Origin of the sequence: Enterococcus sp. HY326 (genome assembly GCF_026157065.1) — a bacterium.
Lineage (GTDB): Bacteria > Bacillota > Bacilli > Lactobacillales > Enterococcaceae > HY326.
In genome coordinates this window covers 205,162-224,402 of record NZ_JANLGQ010000006.1, presented here as the reverse complement: position 1 = coordinate 224,402, position 19,241 = coordinate 205,162, and the positions used below count along the sequence as shown (strand labels likewise).

General features: G+C 37.3%; 20 protein-coding genes, 1 pseudogene and 1 other annotated feature. Of the genes and pseudogenes, 7 read left to right on the top strand and 14 right to left on the bottom strand.

Annotation, left to right across the window (positions count from 1 at the left end; genetic code table 11):
• Nucleotides 1-174: 174 nt before the first annotated feature.
• The 6 genes from ORH16_RS15615 to ORH16_RS15590 form a co-directional block, all read right to left on the bottom strand.
• Nucleotides 175-579, bottom strand: a complete 405-nt coding sequence (locus ORH16_RS15615; RefSeq protein ID WP_265459787.1) for a hypothetical protein — start codon at nucleotides 577-579, stop codon at nucleotides 175-177.
• A gap of 583 nt (nucleotides 580-1,162) precedes the next feature.
• Complete coding sequence (locus ORH16_RS15610; RefSeq protein ID WP_265459785.1) at nucleotides 1,163-1,285, bottom strand: hypothetical protein; 123 nt, start codon at nucleotides 1,283-1,285, stop codon at nucleotides 1,163-1,165.
• Nucleotides 1,286-1,614: 329 nt separating this feature from the next.
• Nucleotides 1,615-2,724, bottom strand: a complete 1,110-nt coding sequence (locus ORH16_RS15605; protein ID WP_265459784.1) for a hypothetical protein — start codon at nucleotides 2,722-2,724, stop codon at nucleotides 1,615-1,617.
• Between the two features lie 126 nt (nucleotides 2,725-2,850).
• Nucleotides 2,851-3,315: a hypothetical protein gene (locus tag ORH16_RS15600; protein WP_265459783.1), complete on the bottom strand. Its 465-nt coding sequence runs from the start codon at nucleotides 3,313-3,315 to the stop codon at nucleotides 2,851-2,853.
• A 56-nt stretch (nucleotides 3,316-3,371) separates the two neighbouring features.
• Nucleotides 3,372-4,220 carry a hypothetical protein gene (locus ORH16_RS15595; RefSeq protein WP_265459782.1) on the bottom strand — a complete coding sequence of 283 codons (849 nt, stop codon included), beginning with the start codon at nucleotides 4,218-4,220 and terminating at the stop codon, nucleotides 3,372-3,374.
• Nucleotides 4,221-4,681: 461 nt separating this feature from the next.
• Nucleotides 4,682-5,713, bottom strand: coding sequence for a phosphotransferase enzyme family protein (locus ORH16_RS15590; RefSeq protein WP_265459781.1), 1,032 nt, complete (start codon nucleotides 5,711-5,713; stop codon nucleotides 4,682-4,684).
• A 371-nt stretch (nucleotides 5,714-6,084) separates the two neighbouring features.
• Between ORH16_RS15590 and ORH16_RS18965 the strand changes: the two are divergent.
• From ORH16_RS18965 to ORH16_RS15575, 4 genes and pseudogenes are all read left to right on the top strand, one after another.
• A pseudogene (locus ORH16_RS18965) lies at nucleotides 6,085-6,273 on the top strand (MurR/RpiR family transcriptional regulator); the annotation flags it as partial.
• Nucleotides 6,274-6,357: 84 nt separating this feature from the next.
• On the top strand, nucleotides 6,358-6,816 hold the full coding sequence (locus tag ORH16_RS18960) for an SIS domain-containing protein (protein WP_416207874.1): 459 nt from the start codon (nucleotides 6,358-6,360) through the stop codon (nucleotides 6,814-6,816).
• Between the two features lie 189 nt (nucleotides 6,817-7,005).
• Entirely contained in the window at nucleotides 7,006-8,313 is a 1,308-nt protein-coding gene (locus tag ORH16_RS15580) for a PTS sugar transporter subunit IIC (protein WP_265459779.1), read from the top strand.
• Nucleotides 8,297-9,730, top strand: a complete 1,434-nt coding sequence (locus ORH16_RS15575; RefSeq protein ID WP_265459778.1) for a family 1 glycosylhydrolase — start codon at nucleotides 8,297-8,299, stop codon at nucleotides 9,728-9,730. Before ORH16_RS15580 ends, ORH16_RS15575 begins: the two co-directional genes overlap by 17 nt.
• Nucleotides 9,731-9,822: 92 nt before the next feature.
• On the opposite strand, the gene ORH16_RS15570 is transcribed toward ORH16_RS15575, so the two are convergent.
• The 6 genes from ORH16_RS15570 to infC all read right to left on the bottom strand — a co-directional run bounded on the left by ORH16_RS15570 (nucleotide 9,823) and on the right by infC (nucleotide 15,326).
• On the bottom strand, nucleotides 9,823-10,533 hold the full coding sequence (locus ORH16_RS15570) for a glucosamine-6-phosphate deaminase (protein ID WP_265459777.1): 711 nt from the start codon (nucleotides 10,531-10,533) through the stop codon (nucleotides 9,823-9,825).
• 13 nt (nucleotides 10,534-10,546) lie between these two features.
• On the bottom strand, nucleotides 10,547-12,430 hold the full coding sequence (locus ORH16_RS15565; RefSeq protein ID WP_265459776.1) for a beta-glucoside-specific PTS transporter subunit IIABC: 1,884 nt from the start codon (nucleotides 12,428-12,430) through the stop codon (nucleotides 10,547-10,549).
• A 131-nt stretch (nucleotides 12,431-12,561) separates the two neighbouring features.
• Entirely contained in the window at nucleotides 12,562-13,407 is an 846-nt protein-coding gene (locus tag ORH16_RS15560; protein WP_265459775.1) for a PRD domain-containing protein, read from the bottom strand.
• 689 nt (nucleotides 13,408-14,096) lie between these two features.
• A complete protein-coding gene (gene rplT, locus ORH16_RS15555; protein WP_265459774.1) occupies nucleotides 14,097-14,456 on the bottom strand; it encodes a 50S ribosomal protein L20 in 360 nt (119 codons plus the stop codon).
• A 95-nt stretch (nucleotides 14,457-14,551) separates the two neighbouring features.
• A complete protein-coding gene (gene rpmI / locus ORH16_RS15550; RefSeq protein WP_265459773.1) occupies nucleotides 14,552-14,752 on the bottom strand; it encodes a 50S ribosomal protein L35 in 201 nt (66 codons plus the stop codon).
• Between the two features lie 52 nt (nucleotides 14,753-14,804).
• On the bottom strand, nucleotides 14,805-15,326 hold the full coding sequence (gene infC, locus ORH16_RS15545; RefSeq protein ID WP_265459772.1) for a translation initiation factor IF-3: 522 nt from the start codon (nucleotides 15,324-15,326) through the stop codon (nucleotides 14,805-14,807).
• A gap of 30 nt (nucleotides 15,327-15,356) precedes the next feature.
• Nucleotides 15,357-15,487: a sequence feature (ribosomal protein L20 leader region), on the bottom strand.
• Between the two features lie 118 nt (nucleotides 15,488-15,605).
• On the opposite strand from infC, the gene ORH16_RS15540 reads away from it, so the two are divergent.
• The 3 genes from ORH16_RS15540 (at nucleotide 15,606) to ORH16_RS15530 (ending at nucleotide 17,021) form a co-directional block, all read left to right on the top strand.
• Nucleotides 15,606-15,893: a hypothetical protein gene (locus tag ORH16_RS15540; protein ID WP_265459771.1), complete on the top strand. Its 288-nt coding sequence runs from the start codon at nucleotides 15,606-15,608 to the stop codon at nucleotides 15,891-15,893.
• A gap of 145 nt (nucleotides 15,894-16,038) precedes the next feature.
• Nucleotides 16,039-16,359 (top strand): hypothetical protein, encoded by a 321-nt coding sequence (locus tag ORH16_RS15535; RefSeq protein WP_265459770.1) that lies wholly within the window; start codon nucleotides 16,039-16,041, stop codon nucleotides 16,357-16,359.
• Between the two features lie 29 nt (nucleotides 16,360-16,388).
• A complete protein-coding gene (locus ORH16_RS15530) occupies nucleotides 16,389-17,021 on the top strand; it encodes a pentapeptide repeat-containing protein (RefSeq protein ID WP_265459769.1) in 633 nt (210 codons plus the stop codon).
• Nucleotides 17,022-17,147: 126 nt separating this feature from the next.
• Here ORH16_RS15530 and ORH16_RS15525 read toward each other — a convergent pair whose 3' ends face one another.
• Both ORH16_RS15525 and ORH16_RS15520 read right to left on the bottom strand, forming a co-directional pair.
• Nucleotides 17,148-18,068, bottom strand: a complete 921-nt coding sequence (locus tag ORH16_RS15525; protein ID WP_265459768.1) for an ROK family protein — start codon at nucleotides 18,066-18,068, stop codon at nucleotides 17,148-17,150.
• Between the two features lie 3 nt (nucleotides 18,069-18,071).
• The gene (locus tag ORH16_RS15520; RefSeq protein WP_265459767.1) at nucleotides 18,072-19,223 is read right to left on the bottom strand and encodes a helix-turn-helix domain-containing protein; all 1,152 of its coding nucleotides are present in this window, start codon (nucleotides 19,221-19,223) and stop codon (nucleotides 18,072-18,074) included.
• Between the last annotated feature and the right edge of the window lie 18 nt (nucleotides 19,224-19,241).

Sequence of the window (19,241 nt, the reverse complement as noted above, 5' to 3'; positions counted from 1 at the left end):
GCAAAAACATCTTTTGCAGCAGTTGTAGACTTTTTAATTTTTAAAGTAATATAACTCTCAACTTATTCTGATGCTACTTTCTTAGCGTTAGCTTAAGTGAGTATTAAAAAAAGCTTTATGCTGGTCAGACTCTAAAATCTCTTGGCGTAAAAAATTTGTCTTTGACTTTATGAATCAAGATTTAAGATAGGAGTGGATAAGTTTAGTACCTAGCGAAAAAATGATTGCCAGGCCCGCCAGATTTGTTGCGTAAATCTCATAGGCTGCTACTAAACGGCCCCCTGTGTTGGCTTCACTAGTTCCCACCACTGTTGGTGGATTCAAATTGAAAAATAGTAACCATAGTAAGCAACATAGAATGCAAGCAGCACCGATAGAATACAGGTTTTCTCCCTTTAAAAATGGGCAAGCAATTGAAATAAATGGCAGTATAAAAATAATTAAAATCGCACCAAAGGTAAATAAGATGAGCCATGGAAGTGGTCCACTAAAAAAACTCTGTACCGGCAAGAGCATAAACCGATATGAACAACCAAAAAGAAATACACTAAATAATATATTTAAACCCACCCTTTTCATATTTCCCCACCCTTTCTTTGCGCTATTCCAACCCCTTTGTAGGAATTGTAACCAAACCACACATTCTAAATTTTTCTCTACATACTTGCTTACTTAGAAATATCTATTAAAATTTACTCGCTGTTGATTCACACTATAACGCCATTTTTTAATTTCTTACAGAATTTTTTCAAAAGATAATACAAATTACTCTTTCAGTCCGAAAATTAGTTATGTAAAAGTATAGCTAACTATCAAAATCTATTGATGAAAATAGCAGTTTAACCAAAAATAGACCGCAAAATTTTATTATCAGCGGTGATGTTCTGCTGATACTCCCACTAACTTTGCAGGCTCAACCACTTTTTTAAACATTCCAAATCAATCATATCTATGAACACACACAACTAAAATTAACTACGAATTCATATAATTACTGAAGTTCCCCAATATAAACACCATAGATCATTACTATACCTCCTAAAAAGAAAATAATGTACTCTACTCTACTCTGATAATCTGAGCATGATACTTGATAAAAAAAGAGATTGGAAATCGATGCAGATTCTTTTGATTATATTTTTTATGAAATCCTATTACTATATCAAACATAAATGGTATCACTGCCTTGGCAAAACACATGAGGGTAAAAACCCCAGATGTCATAATAAATAGAAATTCCCGTATTGCGCATGTCTTCCGTCCATACAACCTGAAATATATTCATAATTGCTGCCACCAAAAATGTAATAGGGATGATTATAATCGGTGGTAAAAATATATATTTACGAGCAACTGGAATTTTAAATAATATCAGATAGTTTATTATGATTGAAATAGCCATCAAAAATAGAGTCACATAATCCCACCTTTTTTTCTTTTGTAGAGAAACAATAGTATGAGAAATTTTTTCCAAAATGTTGTGTTGTTATCTGCAACCTTTTATAAACTAGAGCAAGGTTCCCGTGTAGAAAGCTATTTAGTGCTCTAAACTGAAAGCAACTACTTAACCGATTTCTCGTTGTTTAACAATAGAAAACTAGTTTTCAGCAGCCTTCACTTATCATAATGTGCTAACTCTTTGACAGCTACTTCATAATGATAAACAAGAACTGTTGCATAAAAGAGGCCTTTTGTAGTTAAGGATTTAGTCCAGCCTTTTTTCGTATACAGCTGATTTTTGGGTTCTTGATTCAGTTGCATAACAAGCCGTTGATGGCTTGTTTCAAAACTCTTCTGAATTTTGTTCAGACTCAGCTTAGTTGTTCCATGTTCCAATAGATTATTTTCCTTGATAGCTTTCCTGAATACCTTATCAAGAATCTCATAGCTATCCCATTGATTGATGTACTCTTCGTCATTAATTTTGAGCATCACAGAATTCCAGTCTGTTAAATAGTAGAGAAGGTCTATCACTTGCAGTTCTTCTTGAACGGTTAGATGTAGTTTTATTTTGTCGACTATCGTGATGATTTCAGCATACTTCACGTGAGAAGATTTCGCTATTTTTCTAATAGACGGAAAGACTTGAACTTGAGAAAGAATCTCTTGTTCTGCCAAGACAGGCACAGCTAAATCCCGACTTTTATTCGTATCGTATTTATTTTTAAACTCATACTCAATGTCTTCAATGATTTGGGTGGATTCCTTGTCTAAATCGTCAGATGGGAAACCTGTGGTTGTCGCTAAAATATCGTGTCTATTAATTTGATAATTCCCACAAGATATTTCTTGGTTGTGGCAGACTTCGTAAAGGGTTTTTCTAATTTCAGTTAGAAACTCAAAAGGATTATCGTAAAAATCCAGATATTCTTTGAAGGCAATACCAACATTTTGATAACCAGAAGAGGAGGGCTCAAGAACAATTGAAAATTGTTTGAATAATACTAGTAAGTCGGGATGATAAAACTCGACATAGGATTTCCTAGAAAGGAAAGTTTGGTAAAAATCCACTCTATTCTTAGACAAAAAGTATAACATTACGTCTGGTTCACTCACATTCTTGTGATTCAGATTACTTACAAAATTTAACTCCTCCATTTGTTCCTTTAGCACAGCCATATCTTTTGTATCATTAAAACCCATCAGCCAAAAAAGTGGTAGTGTATTGTTAGACTCAAAAAAAATCCCCTCTTTACTTGCCAATAGATATGAACGATTCCCCATAATAAATCCTCCTAAATAAAATAGCGAATCATTAAGCACAATTCACAATTAGTATTAGTTGCAATAAAATGACATCCCGTCCTTCATATAAGACAGAGCCGACAGTCACGAAGCTATGCTCAAAAGTTACACGGTATCTTTTCCCGACAATAAAGCTCTCAATTCAAGGAAAGTTTCAGGGGCACTATTACTTCCATAGATTGATTTCACTTCGTCATTTTGAAAATAGATGTTTAACAACCATTGATAGCCGTCCATCATATCTGGATCAATATACTCTTCCTGCCAATCACAAGTCCCTGTGTCTAAAATATCTTGTTCTAATTCTGGAATATCCTCAATTTTAGAAACGGTAAAATCACTTTGAGGGATTTCATCAAATTCAGTTGGATTTTTCTCTCTACTTACCAAATCATTTTCATAGAGCTTTCTGGTTCCATTTTGAAAATCTACTTCAACAGCATCCACGATTAGGCCAAAAGTTGACCCTTCATAAGTAATACGTCTGATAACTCCCGCTTCCCTCTCAATAGAAGTACAGGCAGATAGGAGGGCAACAATAAAAATCATCAGGATACCAATTTTTTTCATTTTAGTTCACGTCCTTAATAGCCTTACATTTTAATCCGCTTATCGTTCTTTCTTTTTTATAGAGTTTTAAAAAACCGAATCTTTGCTTTAAGCTCCCGTTTTCTTTTTTTCAACTGAGTGACCTCTTTTAGCAAATTAAAGACAATATAGCCTGAGCCGATACCGATACTTCCAAAAACAATGCGAGCAAAAATAGCTTTTACCGTATCCAATCCTCCCTTTAGAATTTTTGATTCTTGTGGGTTGATTACTACCGAAGAAAACAAGAGTAGAATAATTCCTAGTAGAAAGACAGGAATTAAAAATTTGAAATACGTATTGCCTAATTGCGAGCGAACTACTTTTAAACTTTCTTGATTCATCTGCAATTGTCTTGCTTTAGTGAACTGCAAATATTCCTGTCCCTGTAAATCTAATGGTACTTCACCATAGTCAGACAGATAATTATCATAATTTTCAATATCTTGCTTCACTTCATAAACATAGTATTTCAAATCAAATTCCATAATCTCAACAAGCAACTCAAGCTGATTATCCCTCATTATAAAATCTTCAGGATTACTCCGATCTTGACACAAAAACATCGATTCTAAGCCAGAAATTGAAACCTCGCAACTGTATTCCTGCAAAATTTTATTTAACCATGTTAAAAATTTCTGGTAGCTCATCAAACCTGACTCACCGATTCGCTGAAGATAGCCATTCATTTGTTGCTCATGATTTACTTGGTCCAGTTTAAAAGACAGGCCATCCTCTTCATAAACGTACTCAAGTTCTGCAGCAAGAAAAAATAACTCCCAATAAAAAGGGATATAATTTTCAGAATAGATGGGCTCATGTTGCTGATTGTTTCTGTTCAAATAAATAGTCAGGCCACTTACAAAAGTTGTCTTCTTTTCAATCATCTTTAATCCTTTCATCAAATGATATTTTTGCCAAAAAGTAAAGACTACCTTTACTCCCTTTGACGTGACGCTAGCAACAATCCCAGCTGTAATACACCTTTGAAAAATTTTTCTTCAACAGGTCATCCTGTATAAAAATCATCACCATTCATAAATATTATAAACTATTCTGATCTTTAAAACTTCTTTTATAAGATGAACGAAGAAAACATAGAGTGGCATCAAAATGGCATACAATTAGGTGAAGTATGGAGGAAGTAAAAATTGTTGTTTAATGCCTTTTCTACGGCTGAAAAAATAGAATTAGTTGAGTTAAAATAATTATTTAGAAAACTAAGACTACAAAAAAACTACCCCAAATTGCTGGACATCAGCTGTAGAGATAGTTTTCAAACTATTTATATTCCTAGCTGACAAATTCATCAATGCTCAGCTTGGAATTTTAAAAGTATTTCCCGACTTTACTCAGAAAATACAGTATAAATAACCTTATCAAAATCAATTTCGACATATGACAAATTATCCAACAAACGCCCTTTGAACCATTGAAGATACCATTGCCTGTCTGCTGCATCCCCCTGCCAATAAGTCTGAGCCGCCACATACTCGTCAACCATCTGATATTTCATGAACAAATCAAGCCGTCGTATCCATTCAGGCTCAATCGTTTTTTTCTCTAAATAGCCTTTAAGATAAGCTATCAAAAATTGTTCAGCAAATTCCCTACGTTTTTCCTCAGCCAATTTTTTTTGCGGTCCCGCCGCTGTTTGAACTATAAAAAATAACGTACTCGCAATATCCGCCGCATACCAATTAAACTGACATGCATCAAAGTCAATCAGCGTAATCTGCGTTTCCTCTACTAAAAAATTTTCAGGATGAATATCAAAATGGACAATCCCGTAGACTGCCGTCTCTTTTGGCAAACTAGCTAGCTGATGAATCAACCCCTGCTCCCGCTGGCTGACTGCCTCATCCAAAATCGGAATATTTCTGCGCCAAATCTGCGGACCATTCCAAGCAAAGCTAAAATCCTCTTGATTTTCGGGATAGTGCTGCGTCAATTGATGCATCTCCCCCATCACTGCTCCAAGATTTTCAAACAATTGCAGATTAAATTCAGCTGGACTTTCGCTGTCAATTAATTTTCCAGCGACCTTTTCTTGAAGAAATAAAAGATATTCTTTGCCATCTCCCGTAGTGATTGTTTCAAAAAGCCGGTTTTTAGAACTCAGCACTGGTCTAGCGATACCTGTCATATTTTTCGCTAAATTTGCTGTCCACTTGGTTTCAAAGTTAAGGTGAGCTGCTCTAGCTTTGCTATACTCAGAAATTTTTAGAATACAGGAAACATCCGCCTGTCCTTCAAAAACCCAACTGCCAGAAAGTCCGTTTTTGATTTCTTTTTGGACTTTGAAGGAATAGAGGGCTTCAGCTTGTTGAAGGATTTGGGTTAGGGTGGTGGGATGCTGGTTGCTTTTAATATTAGTCATGATTTTTTCCTCTCTCCTATTTCCAAATTTTCTAAGGCTTCTTTATGCAAAGTTCCCTGCTTATCCACTTCAAGTATTTGTTTTATAAATTTTACTTTAGCGTTAGTAGATAAGCAAACTGAAATTCAATACAACCTGAAATTTTGTAACGTTGAAGATTTCCGAATCCATAAATCAGGTGCTCATTTTTCATCTATCCTTTTCAGGGATTACCAATGGATAACTTCTTTGCTACTTAATTTTTTCGATTACATTTGGTTAGCTTACTTACTCCCCATCTATTTTTACCAAGCTGATGTGTGCTAAAATACAAGTGATTGAATTTTCTGACCAGCTTTAGCTAGTCAAATAGGCTGTTCTGGGAGGTAACTATGTTTAGTCATGAAAAATTAAAAGATTTGAACCCTTTGGAGATGGATATTTATGAATACGTTATAACTCATAAAGAAGAAATTCCGTCTATGCGCATTCGCGAATTAGCTAAAGCAGTTAATGTTTCGACCTCAACGATTTTAAGATTTTGCAACAAATTAGGATACGCTGGCTTTACAGAATTCAAAATCCGTTTTGAAATGTTTTTAGAAGCAAAGGAAGAAGTCTCTGTTCAATCAGATATTCATTTGGCCATCGCCAACTTAGAGCGGATGGCAGTCAGTGACATTGATCAAAAAATTATACAAGCTAGCCAATACATCCACGACTCAACGAATATTGTTTTTTTAGGCCTGGGCTCTTCGGCTATCCTATGTAAATATGCTGTTCGTTTTTTATTTTCATTCGGCATTGTCTCTAGCTACGTGGACGACCCTTATTACCCACAGGATATTCGTTTTCCTGAAGAAACTGTCTTTATCATCGTTTCGGTATCTGGAGATACTCCTGATACAATCCAGTTTATCAATAATTTCAAAAAGCATCATGGGAAGGTCATTAGCATTACAAACTATGCTAACAATACTATTAGCAGATTATCAGATGTTAATATCCCCTACTATGTCCATCCTGAATTTATTGGGTTGAGTAATATCACTACTCAAGTTCCGGTCATTTACATTTTAGAATCTATCGGCAAGCAAGTTTACAAACTCAGTCTTGAAAAGTAAGATTGGCCTGAGCACCTATAAAATAGCAACTTCAAAATTGGCTCTCTAAGTCAGCTTGAAGTTGCTATTTTTTTGTTTTTTTTTTGGAACAAAATCAGACTTGTGTTACCTGTTACAGAATACTGAAAAACTATAGAAGTATCCGCTTTCTTAAATTATGATAACAGCATAAACAAAGGAGGGAACAACATGAAATTTATGTCAGAAAAAAATATGGATCGTTTGCTAGTTGTCGCTGATAAAATTTCCAACTTCAGATATCTCAAAGGAATTAGCGATGGACTGGCTAGTTTGCTTTCCATCACCATTTCCGGATCAATTTTTCTACTGTTAGGAAATCTACCAATTGCGCCTTACACTAAGTTTTTAGAAGCGACTGGTCTGGCTGAAATTTTACCACTAGCCTACAACTGTACAATTGGACTTATTGCTGTCTATGCCGTCTATTTTATTGCTAACCGTTTCACCAAAACCTTTGGTATCGATGGAACTATCGCTGGTCTATTAGCACTTGTAGCATTTTTTATTGTCACACCGTCAGTTACCACTGATGAATTCAGCGGATTTGCTTTTACTTGGCTAGGTGCTCAAGGTTTGTTCGTTGCTATCATCATGGCGTTATTGGTTGGTCGCATTTATGTTTTCATAATTCAAAAAGATTTAGTTATTAAAATGCCTGACGGAGTTCCACCGACCGTCTCCCGTTCTTTTGCAGCCATCATCCCAGCTTTTGTTACGCTAGTCGTTGCACTTGTAATTAAAGCTATTTTCTATGGCACAAGCTTTACCAGTATTCATCATTTTGTCTATCAGTTTATCCAAACACCTTTGGAAAGTATTGGTGGCAGCTTCGGCGGTATCATGATTGCCATTCTCGTGATGCAAGTCTTGTGGGTCTTAGGAATTCACGGATCCTTGATTGTTTATAACATCATGACTCCGATTTTTCTTTCTTTAGATACTGCTAACCTGACAGCCTATGCGAACGGTGAGGCTTTACCGAATATCGTTGGTGGTGCTTTTATGAACATGTTCTCAGAGATTGGTGGGGCTGGTTGTACAATTGGCTTAAATCTGTTAATGCTTTTCTTAGCCCGTAGTCAACGCTATAAAGCTTTAGGCAAGCTGGCAATTCTGCCTGGTATAGGTCGGATTAATGAACCGCTAATATTTGGAACCCCTTTAGTAATGAATCCAATCATGGCAATTCCTTTTATTGTGGCTCCTTTAGTTAGTGCAGCTTTTGGCTATATCACTATTTCAATTGGTTTATTTCCACGGTTAATTGGAACCTCTGTGCCAATGGGAGTACCGGTTGTAATTCAAGGACTGTTGCAAGGTAGTTGGCAATTAGCGGTCTTACAATTTATTTGTATTTTGATTACAACAGCCATTTATTTTCCGTTCTTCAAAATCCTAGACCGACAAGCTGTTGAACAGGAAACCGTTGTTGAAAATGAAAAACAGGAGTACAACTTAAATGAAATTGTCGAATAATTTTTTATGGGGTGGCGCTATTTCTGCCAACCAAACTGAAGGTGCTTATTTAGCCGATAAAAAAGGCTTGGCGAATTTTGATATGCTGCCAATGAACGAGATGCGCCTCAAGGATGTTTACCTTGATCAAGAAAATTTTTTCTCTGATCAAGAGGCTTATTTTCCTAGCCATACTGCAATTGATTTTTATACGAATTTTGTTACAGACATTCAGCTCTTAGCAGAGATGGGAATCAAGTGTTTTCGTTTTTCAATTGCGTGGTCCAGAATTTTCCCTAAAGGAATTGAAGCCGAACCGAATGCTGCTGGCGTTGCGTATTATGATGCCCTGATTAATGAGCTCATAAAGTATGACATTGAACCCTTGGTGACAATCAGCCATTTTGATATTCCAATGTATCTCGTTGAACACTTCGGTGGTTGGGCGAGTCGTGAAGTCGTTGATTTTCATTTCCAATTTGCTAAGTTTCTCGTCAACCGTTATCAAAACAAAATCCGCTACTGGATTCCATTTAATGAGATGAATATGCTGTTGCACATTCCTTTCATAGGTGGCGGTTTAACTTTTACTACAACTGAAAATAAACTACAAAAGCAATATCAGGCGGCCCATCACCAATTAATCGCTAATGCAAAAATTATTGAATATGGTAAAAAAATCAATTCTGAACTGCAGTTTGGCAGTATGTTAGCTGCAGGCAAAACATATGCTTATACAGCTAAGCCGGAAGACAATTTAGCAACCATGCTAAAGGAACGCAACTTGTTCTTCTTTGGTGACGTGCAGGCTCGTGGAAAATATCCGAATTACATCAAAGGCTATTTTGAAAAGAATCAGATTGACATCTCAATGGCAGCTGGTGATGAAGAGCTTCTTGCTAGAAACACTGTCGATTTTGTTTCCTTTAGCTACTATTCTAGTGATTGTGCAGCTGCTGATGAAGCGGATATGGAAAGAGTCAGGACAAACGGCTTTACCACTGTTAAAAATCCATATCTAACTTCACGAAATCATTCTTGGCAGATTGACCCAATCGGTTTGAGAATTATGCTAAACAATCTTTATGATCGATATAACCTCCCGCTATTCATTGTTGAAAATGGCTTAGGTACTCCAGATGAATTGACTGCAGATTTAAAAATTCATGATGATTACCGCATTGATTACCTTAAGCGCCACTTAGCTCAAATGATTCAAGCAGTTGAAGAAGATCATATCGAACTTTTAGGCTATACTTCTTGGGGTTGCATCGATCTTGTCAGTGTTACAGAAGGCAAAATGAGTAAACGTTATGGCTACATCTATGTTGACAAAGATGATTACGGTCACGGCAGCGGCCAGCGTTACAAAAAAGATAGCTATTACTGGTATCAAAAGGTTATTGGAAGTAACGGGGAGAATATTTCAGAAAAGTAAATAGCATCAATAAAACTTACCGCAAAAAAAATCTAGTTAATTCACTGTATTCAGGCTTTTCAGCACAGAATCAAGAATTAACTAGATTTTTTTTAAATTAAACTGCCAGCTTCATCATCCACTAAGAGAGTCAGATTAGGATGAGTTTTTAATAACGTCACAGGTAAGTCAATCGTTACGGGTCCTTCGACGAAAGCCTTAATAATCTCAGCTTTCTCTGTACCGCAGGCGCTTAGAATTAGGTGGTGGGCTGCCATGATACTTCTTGGACCCATCGTAATATAGCTATCAGGTACTTCTTCTTTAGTCTCAAACAAACGAGATATTCGTTGCTTCATTTTTTCATCACAGACAACCTCTGTCGTCAAATCCTCAAATTTTGTCGTGCCGGGTAAGTTGCCACAGTAGTGTCCATCTGCGCCGACACCTAACAAGATTGCATCCAGCCCACCTGCCTGTAAAATGCGTTCGTCCTGGGTGTTAAAATTTGTCATGTCCATTTTTTGAATATTTTTTTCAGCAACATTGGCTGGTCTCAGATACATGGAGCGTAAATCAGAGATAGTGATACCTTCTCGATCTGATTGCTGATAGGGAATTTCATCAAAATTATAGTAAAAAACATTATCCAAATATGTTTTATCCTTAACCTGTTCAATTAAAACATCATAAATTCCTTTCGGTGTTCGACCAGCCGTAATAGCCAGATTTACTCGATAATGGCTCTTAAGCATTTCCGTTAGCAATAAATTCGCCCCCAACTGATTAAATTCTGCTAGGTTTTTTGTTTTTAAAATTCTCATGTTCTAATCTCCTCTATGAAAAATTTGGTTCCAAAACTTGTGACTTTTCTGGAATAACCGTGATAATCGGTACGCCAGCTTCAATTTCTAATTGCATCTCCTCAGTTAAAACGGATAGATAATCATTGGTATTGGTGACAATCGTGATAACGGATGAGTCGTAGCCTTCTTCTTCAATGGCTTTTCGATTAAACTCTAACAATGGTGTACCAATATGAACTTTTTGACCTTCTTTACAAAGAAGTTTGAAATGTTTTCCATTTAACTCAACGGTATCAATGCCGACATGAATCAACACTTCCACGCCGTCCTCAGAAACAAGCCCAATTGCATGATTGGTTTTAAATGTAAAGGTCACAGTTCCTGAAAGTGGTGAGCTGATTAAATCACTACTCGGTAAAATGGAGCTGCCCTTGCCCATTAATTCTTTAGAAAACGTAGCATCTCCCACATCACTCATTGGATAAGTGGTTCCGCTTATTGGTGCAACAATGCTATAAGATGTTGCTCTTGAAGCAACGCTGTCTTCGATGGAGGATTCATCTTCTGCTGGGTTCATTTTTTTAGCCAGCACAAAGGTAATCACAAACGTACTCACAACCGTCACTAAAAAACCAATAAAGAATCCCGATGCCGTATCATTAATAAATACGGGAATTGATAACACACTTGGCATCGCCGGCGCTAAAGATTTTGCTCCCAAGACTGCTCCAACTGCCGCACCAATACCAGCACCTGCTGAAGCTCCGATGAAGGCTGATTTGTATTTTACTAAAACACCATACAATGCTGGCTCAGTAATCCCCATATAGCCAGACACTGTTGAGGATAAAGCAACTTGTTTCATCTTTCGATTCTTAACTGCAAAATAAATTGCCAAGGCAGCTGTTGCTTGTGCCATTGTACTCATGAAATTCATCGCTCCCATAGTCGAAGAGCCATAGGTCGCAATTTGTTGCTGCGTAATCGGCCGAATAGCGTGATGCATCCCCATCAAAACTAGGAATGGGCGGCTGGCGCCAATCACAAAGCCGGATACAATTGGAGAAAAATCAATCAGCACTTGAATTCCTTGCGCCACATATTCTCCTGCATAAAAACCGATGGGTGCTAAAGCAAATAACATAATCGGCGTAACGATTAATAGTGATAATAAAGGTGTAAATAAAATAGTTACCATCTCTGGCAAGACTTTCTCTAAAAAGCGGTAGATATGGCTCAATAGCCAGACGGATAAAATAATCGGTAAAATAGAACCACTATAATTCACCACTGGAATCGTTAAGAAGCCTAATAATTTCAGACTGGTAATTTCTCCTGCTGTTGCAGCATTAATTAATGTCGGGTACATTAAAATCCCAGCCAAGCTGAGGGCCATATACATATTGGTGCGGAATTTTTTTGCACTGCTGACTGCTAACAGGAATGGGAAGAAATAAAACATTGAGTCGCCAATCATATTCAAAATAATGGCCGTATCCCCACTCGCGTCTAGCCAGCCAAAGGTTGTAAACATAAAGTAAAAACCCTTCAGCAAACCGCCCCCAACAATTGGTGCCAAACTAGGAACTAAAATAGCTGAAATCAGATTAATCATCCGGTTGAAGAGATTTTCTTTTTTCTGATTGCCTGCCATTTCTCCCGTATCATCGCCTAATTTAGGAACCAAGTCGATAATTTCTTGATAAACCCTGGCCACCTTACCGCCAACAATTACTTGATACTGTCCACCTTTTTTCTGAACCCCCATTACGCCTTCCAAACCATCAATCTCTTTAGTTTTGGCTTTCGATTCATCTAGCAAATTAAAACGCAAACGAGTAACACAATGAGTCAAACCGGAGATATTCTCTGGTCCTCCCACTAAATTAATGATGTTCTGTGCCAAATCCTTCATCGTCTTCCTTCCTTTCTATTTGAAAATAATTTAAAAATAAAAAGACCTAGGTAGCTGACATCACAAATAAATGTGATCGTCATGCTCACTTAGGTCTTGCCAGCCGAACTGTAACGAATCCTATAATAGCATCAATTATTTAATAGTCTTGCCAAATGCAAGGTTAAATAAAGATTTTCATCAATCTCAGCAGTCCTTTGATACCTTTCTTCAATAAACTCACTGATGGTCAAGCTTAATTGAAATTCTTTTGGATACTTTTGTTTTACAGAAAATAGTAAATCCTCATTGTCTAACGGTGAGTGAGTTGTCGTGGTATTTTGTAAACGAATAATAAAATAGCGTAAATGATTTAAAAACCGTTGGTATTCAAAGCTTTGCTCATCAAGATCGACTTGGCATTGAAATTGAATCAAGCGGGTAATATCTTTAATCGCCTCCATAAAATCCATGGTCTTTTCTAAAGAATCATGCCCAAATTCATAATTAATAAAATGTAGGGCAATCAGCGCTGCTTCCGATTCAGATAGACAAATACCCCGCTCTTCAGCGATAATCGCAAGGGCCCCTTGACCAATAGAAAATTCCTTAGGATAAAATTGGCGAATTTCCCATTCTAATGGGCTTTTAATAGTCATTTCATCTTGATAGCGACTCAGAGCAAACAGCAGGTGATCCATCAAGCTAAAAATAATTCCCTGACCGATTTTCTTTTGCAGAATTTCTTCCCCATAAGTCACAATTCTTTCCACCAAACGAAAGTCCTCCATCGAAGCATCTTGAAGGAGCTTCCCAATCGTCGCCAGATTTAAAGATTCTGTCGGCAAATATACTTTTTGAATTTTTTCTATATCAACAGGGTCCCCAGGATATACTTGAAAGCCAATTCCTTTGCCAATAATAACTTGTTCATCCGTCTCTCCATCATTTTTCACTGCCAAAATCACATTATTATTGATTCTTTTTTTTACGAGCATGCCTCCACCTCCCAAAAGAAAAAACCATAGTATAACAAAAACAATAAGTAATCATTGTCTTTTTTATACTATGGTTATGCCTGATCGAATCAGTAACAATTCCATTACTATATAAATATACCATTAGAGGAAAGCGCTGTCAACGGATGATTTGGATTTAGAGCTGGAAAGTAGTTTGTGTTTAATGAAGCCTCGTATCACTTGGATACTTTCCGCGGCTTGCATACTCAACCTTGCAGTCTTAGTTATCTGCCTTTCAACAGCTAGATAATGATGATTTTGGATTACTTTCCACTTATCTAAATCCATTGCTACCACAGTCTATTAGAAAAGAATTGACCCTCTGTTCACTAAATTTAGACAAGGCGTGAACAATGCTTTTCTGCTGCTTTATTCTAATGGCACTACAGAAGAGTAAACAATAAAATAAAGGTCATCAAACGACTGCCTACAGCTATCGAAACTTCTACAATTTCCAAGCTAGATTGTATCCGATTTAAGGATTATTATTTTATAGATACTAAAAAAGCAACTTGATTTTAGCTGCTTGCTCGATTATTTTTATCCAATTTATCTCCATCAACACGATTTGACGAAAATCAGAAAAAATCTGGGTCAATCTCTGGGTCAAACAAAAAACCCCACTAATTAAAGTGGGGTAAAGTGTTGATAAATCAACGTATATGAGCTTATTTTGCTAAAGCTGTTTTAGCTTGGTCAGCTAGTGCAGTGAATGCTGATGCATCGTTAACTGCTAAGTCTGCTAACATTTTGCGGTTGATATCAATCTCTGCCAATTTCAAACCGTGCATTAATTTAGAATAGCTCAAGCCGTTCATACGAGCTGCTGCGTTGATGCGGGCAATCCACAATTTGCGGAAGTCGCGTTTCTTTTGACGACGATCGCGGTATGCGTAGTTGTATGAATTCATTACTTGTTCTTTAGCTGTTTTAAATAAAGTGTGTTTTGATCCGTAATATCCTTTTGCTAACTTAAGGATTTTTTTACGGCGTTTACGAGTTACAGTTCCACCTTTAACACGTGCCATGGTTAATTCCTCCTAATTTTTAAAACCTTCACAACGACTGGCTAGCAGCGGTGAAGCTAGATAAATTTTTGTTTTCTTGAAGCCAAGTAAGGCTCTTATTTCATTTTTGCTAATTGTTGACGAATACGACGGTAATCGCCACGAGATACCATACTTGCTTTGCGAAGTTGGCGACGTTGTTTCTTTGTTTTTCCGTGGAAACGGTGACTAGTAAACGCGCGGAATCTTTTCAAACCGCCATTACCAGTACGTTTAACACGTTTTGCTAATCCGCGGTGGGTTTTTTGTTTTGGCATGACTAATTTCCTCCTCAAAATCTTTCATCGGTGAATTTTTCACCGGTTATGCTTACTTTTCGTTTTTCGGTGCCAGCGTTAGAAACATGCTGCGTCCATCCATTTTCGCTTTTTGCTCCACTGTAGCAATGTCTGCAGTTTCTTCAGCTAAGCGATCAAGAACTTTTTGACCAATTTCTTTGTGGGTAATGGCACGGCCTTTGAAACGGATTGAAGCTTTCACTTTATCGCCTTTTTCTAAGAATTTCCGTGCATTACGAAGTTTTGTGTTGAAGTCATTGACATCAATTGTCGGACTTAAACGAACTTCTTTTACGCTGATCACTTTTTGTTTCTTACGAGCTTCACGATCTTTTTTCTGTTGTTCAAAGCGGAATTTCCCGTAATCCATAATTCGTGCAACTGGTGGTTTTGCGGTTGGAGCGACTAAAACTAAGTCCAAGTTGGCTGCTTCAGCAATTGATAAAGCTTCTGCTTTAGTTTTAACGCCTAACTGTTCGCCGTCTGCACCGATCAATCGTAATTCTCTAGCACGAATGCCGTCGTTAACCATCATATCCTTTGCTATGGTCATTCACCTCCGAATATATTGAGAGAAACAAATCAAGACACAAAAAAACGCGTCCTTTTTCAGAACACGCCCGTACAAATTAAACTGAGTTACCTCAGGAAAATTTCTATCTAGCCCAGTGACACTGTCAACTAAGGCGAGAAGCGGGGCTTCTGCTTTTATTTCTCAACTTTTACAGTATACAGACTTTTTGAAGGGATGTCAAGAGACTTTTTCAAAAAAATTGCGGCATAAAAACGTATATGTAGATGAGACTATTATCAAGAAAATGAGGATAAAACTATGACTACAAGCGAACTTGCAGATGCCTTTCATTTTAGAGAAACTGTTTTTATTCATTGGCTGCTTATCCAGCAGTTCATCCGCATCAAACATAAAGACTTAGAGCACGGACAGCGGCCGTTACTTGGGCTCTATTTTGATTTACCAGCTGACAAAAAGGACCCTTTAAAAATTATTATCTCAAGAAAAATTGCCGTCTTTTTGATTGGTTTCTTTTTGCTGGATAAAAATATCACAGATGCTGACTATCAATTTCTCCAGCAAACGATGGCGGAGTCAGAATGCTAATATGACCTTTGCTGATTTTTGACCTGCATTAAGCAGAGAATAAATCACCGCCATCAAAAATCTTTCTCCGACTAAAGTCCCGTTGCCATTTTTAGTTTTCTAAGGGATACTAATAAAATAGAAAACAAAAATAAGGAGTGTCTTTATGAGAATAAATGGTCTTGCTTTGGTTGGTTTACTATTTCTTGATGTGGTTTTATTTGGTTTTGCGGTTGGCTTGGTGGCGATTATCTTTTCTTTGTGGTTGGTTGTCGCTACATTTATCGCATCACCACTGCTAGTTGTTTTAGCTGATGTCATGCACCTGCAAGCCTTTGCTTTGTGGCGGCTAATTTTGGCAGCGCTGCTGGCAGCAGTCGGTTTTACAGCAATTCGCCCCTTCGCCACCTTTATCACCCGTAAAATCAAAGAAATTTTTGTCGGTTATTGGGTACTTCACCAACAAACCTTGTACCGCAAATTTTAAACGAGTAAAATTTATTGGAGCGAAAATAAATGAAGAAAAATAATCCGTCGTTGCCTGAGTTGCCCGCCCTCACAGAAGGTTTCTTTGATGTTGAGGAAGAAGCGCTGTTTGAAAACTTACAATTTAACAGTCAGGATATCAGCTATCAAACCGCCGATAATATTGCGGTCAGAAGCAGTCATTTGGACCATGTGATTTTCCACAAAACCCGTTTGGATCATCTGGATATCAGCAATACCATCTTTGACCACTGTGATTTTTCCAATGCCGAAATGTTTGGCGGCAGCTTTCATCGGGTCCTTTTTAAAAACTGCAAGCTGACCGGCACCAATTTTGCCGATAGTTATTTCCGCGACTGCCTCTTTGATGACTGCTTAGGTGATTTTAGCAGCTTCAGCAGTACCAATTTAAAAGTTGTCACCTTTGAAAATTGTCAGCTGCCACAAAGTGAATTTTTCGAAAGCACTTGGCGACATTTAAAATTAATCAACTGCAACCTTGATGACAGCAACTGGTTTCGAACGAAGCTCAGCGGTCTTGATTTTTCCAGCAATTCTTTTCAAAAAATTGCGTTATCTCAAGAACTTTTGAAAGGCTTGAAGGTAAATCAGGAACAAGCCATCGTCATTGCTGCTGGGTTAGGCTTGGTGATTGAGGAATAAAAAAGCGCTTAGTTACTTAGAGATTTCATAGAAACTACTTCCCCTCTGATATCTAGAAATAATAAAAAATCGCTCCAATTCAAAATACTGGCAAAGGACAGTTTTGAATTGAGACGATTTTTTTCTTTAATAGTCTTCTGTTGTTTCTACCTCTAATAGCAAATGATACAACGCACCTAACAAATTAGCCTCATTGCGGTATTGGCAGGCACTGATGTTGAGTTCAGTAAGAGAGCTTTTCATCAGCGGAATTGCTTTTCTTAATACCTGATATTGCTTTGTGATTTCTTGAATCACAATATTCTGAGCACTAATACCTCCTCCAATAACAACTTTTTCTAAATCAATCGCTGCTTGCAAGTTGATAATCACATAAGCGATTTCTCGGCAATAAGCAGAAAAAATCGGATAAATAAGTGGGTTCCCTGCTACTATTTCTGCGAAAACACGTTTCCCATCGGTTAAGTCTGGATAGTTTAGCATTCCTGAAATTCTTTTAATTAAACCAACTGCAGAACCTGAGAATCCATACAAATTTTCAATATTTGCAGATTGTTCAACAGCAGGTTTTAACATGAAGCTCAGCTCTCCGGCCTGAAAGTGAGCACCTTGAATGAGTTTACCATCAATGATTAGTCCGCCACCTAAACCTGTTCCTAAAGTAATTGCCGCACCATAGGTTACCTCTTGTAAGTTTCCCATCCAAAGTTCAGCCAATGCAGCTGCCTTTCCGTCATTGATAATAGCAACAGGTAGGTTATACTGCTGATTGATTACTGCTTTTAAAGAAATTTTATCAAGAAATGGTAACGCCCCACCGAAATAGACTGTACCAGTTGTAGAATCAACTTTCCCCGGACAACTGATGGCAATTCCGCGAATCTTACTTTGAAGGTCTTCAATTTCTGACAATAATGCAGCAAAAAAATCATCCTTATTTTGTGGAGTTGGCAAGGACCATTGCTTACGAATATTGCCTGAGCGATTAATCACAGCCCATTTGATATTTGTACCGCCGATGTCAATACTTAAAAAATCTAGTTTCATCGCTTAAGTTCCCCTTTTAATGCCATATTTTTGGCGAAATTTATTCGGTGTCAGCTGATAATATTTTTTGAACAAACTACCATAATGGCTCTGACTGGAAAAACTATAGTAATGTGCTATTTCTTCAATCGTATAATCTGAATACATCAGCAAACTTTCGGTCATTTTTAATTTCTCCTGGATAATGAATTCATGCACTCCACTCCCCATTTCCTTTTTAAAAATTTTCGATAAATAAGTTGGTGTTGTGTGGAGTTGCTCTGCCAATTCATCCAAAGTGATTTTCTCATGGAGATTTTTGAAGATCAAATCCTTTACCCTCAAAATCATCGGATTTTCTGTTCTAGCTTTTTTTACTTCGGCAACCCTCTCGGTAAAGAATAGCTCTGCGTTGCGAACGATAGTTAAAATCTCCGTTTGTGTGTGAGCTTCGTCCACCTTTAAGATAAAACTGTCACTTAACAAGAAAGCTTGCTCTGGATGCAGACCCCCTTCAATCGCAGCACGTGTTGAAATCGCCAAAACAACAATACCTAAATTCTTAATTGAACGGAGAGGATTCTTCGAAAGTGTTGCCAAGCGACCAGAATAGCTTTCTTCAAAACTTAATAGTAGCTTTTCACGATTTCCTTCACGAATACTGGATTGCTCGCGGACTTCCTGGTCGTAAGGGTTATGCAAGGCCCCTTCTTCTTGGTAAGAGAAGGAGATACCACTTAAATATTCAGCAAAAACCTGTTGCAGCTCCTCTTTATTTTCAGTGAGAGCCAAAATCTCATATACAGACAGCTTAATGTCACTAATATACTCATAAATCAAAGCTGTTGTTTCACAAATTGTTTCAATATCAATTGAAACAATCCGCTTCTGCTGATTTTCAGACTGCGTCTGAACAGCACCTGTAAGAAAGTATTGTTGCAATTTGGAATCAAAAATGACAGCGATAAAATCGCCTTGTCTTTCAAAAATTTTTAAGGGGATTTCAACTTGATTTTCAGCAACAAAACTTTGCAAAATTTCATTGTCATCTGCTAGAGAATCTGGTGCTGCATTAAAATCTCCAAAAACCTGCATCAATTTAAATTGCGGATCATATGTCCTAATTGGGACTTTAATAATATGAGCAAGATGCTCCAGCAAACTATCAATTTCCAATTAAATCCCCCTCTATTT

Coding starts and splice junctions, on each gene's coding strand:
- ORH16_RS15615 (WP_265459787.1), bottom strand. CDS start 579: ATGAAAAGGGTGGGTTTAAATATATTATTTAGTGTATTTCTTTTTGGT.
- ORH16_RS15610 (WP_265459785.1), bottom strand. CDS start 1,285: ATGAATATATTTCAGGTTGTATGGACGGAAGACATGCGCAATACGGGA.
- ORH16_RS15605 (WP_265459784.1), bottom strand. CDS start 2,724: ATGGGGAATCGTTCATATCTATTGGCAAGTAAAGAGGGGATTTTTTTT.
- ORH16_RS15600 (WP_265459783.1), bottom strand. CDS start 3,315: ATGAAAAAAATTGGTATCCTGATGATTTTTATTGTTGCCCTCCTATCT.
- ORH16_RS15595 (WP_265459782.1), bottom strand. CDS start 4,220: ATGATTGAAAAGAAGACAACTTTTGTAAGTGGCCTGACTATTTATTTG.
- ORH16_RS15590 (WP_265459781.1), bottom strand. CDS start 5,713: ATGACTAATATTAAAAGCAACCAGCATCCCACCACCCTAACCCAAATC.
- ORH16_RS18960 (WP_416207874.1), top strand. CDS start 6,358: ATGGCAGTCAGTGACATTGATCAAAAAATTATACAAGCTAGCCAATAC.
- ORH16_RS15580 (WP_265459779.1), top strand. CDS start 7,006: ATGAAATTTATGTCAGAAAAAAATATGGATCGTTTGCTAGTTGTCGCT.
- ORH16_RS15575 (WP_265459778.1), top strand. CDS start 8,297: ATGAAATTGTCGAATAATTTTTTATGGGGTGGCGCTATTTCTGCCAAC.
- ORH16_RS15570 (WP_265459777.1), bottom strand. CDS start 10,533: ATGAGAATTTTAAAAACAAAAAACCTAGCAGAATTTAATCAGTTGGGG.
- ORH16_RS15565 (WP_265459776.1), bottom strand. CDS start 12,430: ATGAAGGATTTGGCACAGAACATCATTAATTTAGTGGGAGGACCAGAG.
- ORH16_RS15560 (WP_265459775.1), bottom strand. CDS start 13,407: ATGCTCGTAAAAAAAAGAATCAATAATAATGTGATTTTGGCAGTGAAA.
- rplT (WP_265459774.1), bottom strand. CDS start 14,456: ATGGCACGTGTTAAAGGTGGAACTGTAACTCGTAAACGCCGTAAAAAA.
- rpmI (WP_265459773.1), bottom strand. CDS start 14,752: ATGCCAAAACAAAAAACCCACCGCGGATTAGCAAAACGTGTTAAACGT.
- infC (WP_265459772.1), bottom strand. CDS start 15,326: ATGACCATAGCAAAGGATATGATGGTTAACGACGGCATTCGTGCTAGA.
- ORH16_RS15540 (WP_265459771.1), top strand. CDS start 15,606: ATGACTACAAGCGAACTTGCAGATGCCTTTCATTTTAGAGAAACTGTT.
- ORH16_RS15535 (WP_265459770.1), top strand. CDS start 16,039: ATGAGAATAAATGGTCTTGCTTTGGTTGGTTTACTATTTCTTGATGTG.
- ORH16_RS15530 (WP_265459769.1), top strand. CDS start 16,389: ATGAAGAAAAATAATCCGTCGTTGCCTGAGTTGCCCGCCCTCACAGAA.
- ORH16_RS15525 (WP_265459768.1), bottom strand. CDS start 18,068: ATGAAACTAGATTTTTTAAGTATTGACATCGGCGGTACAAATATCAAA.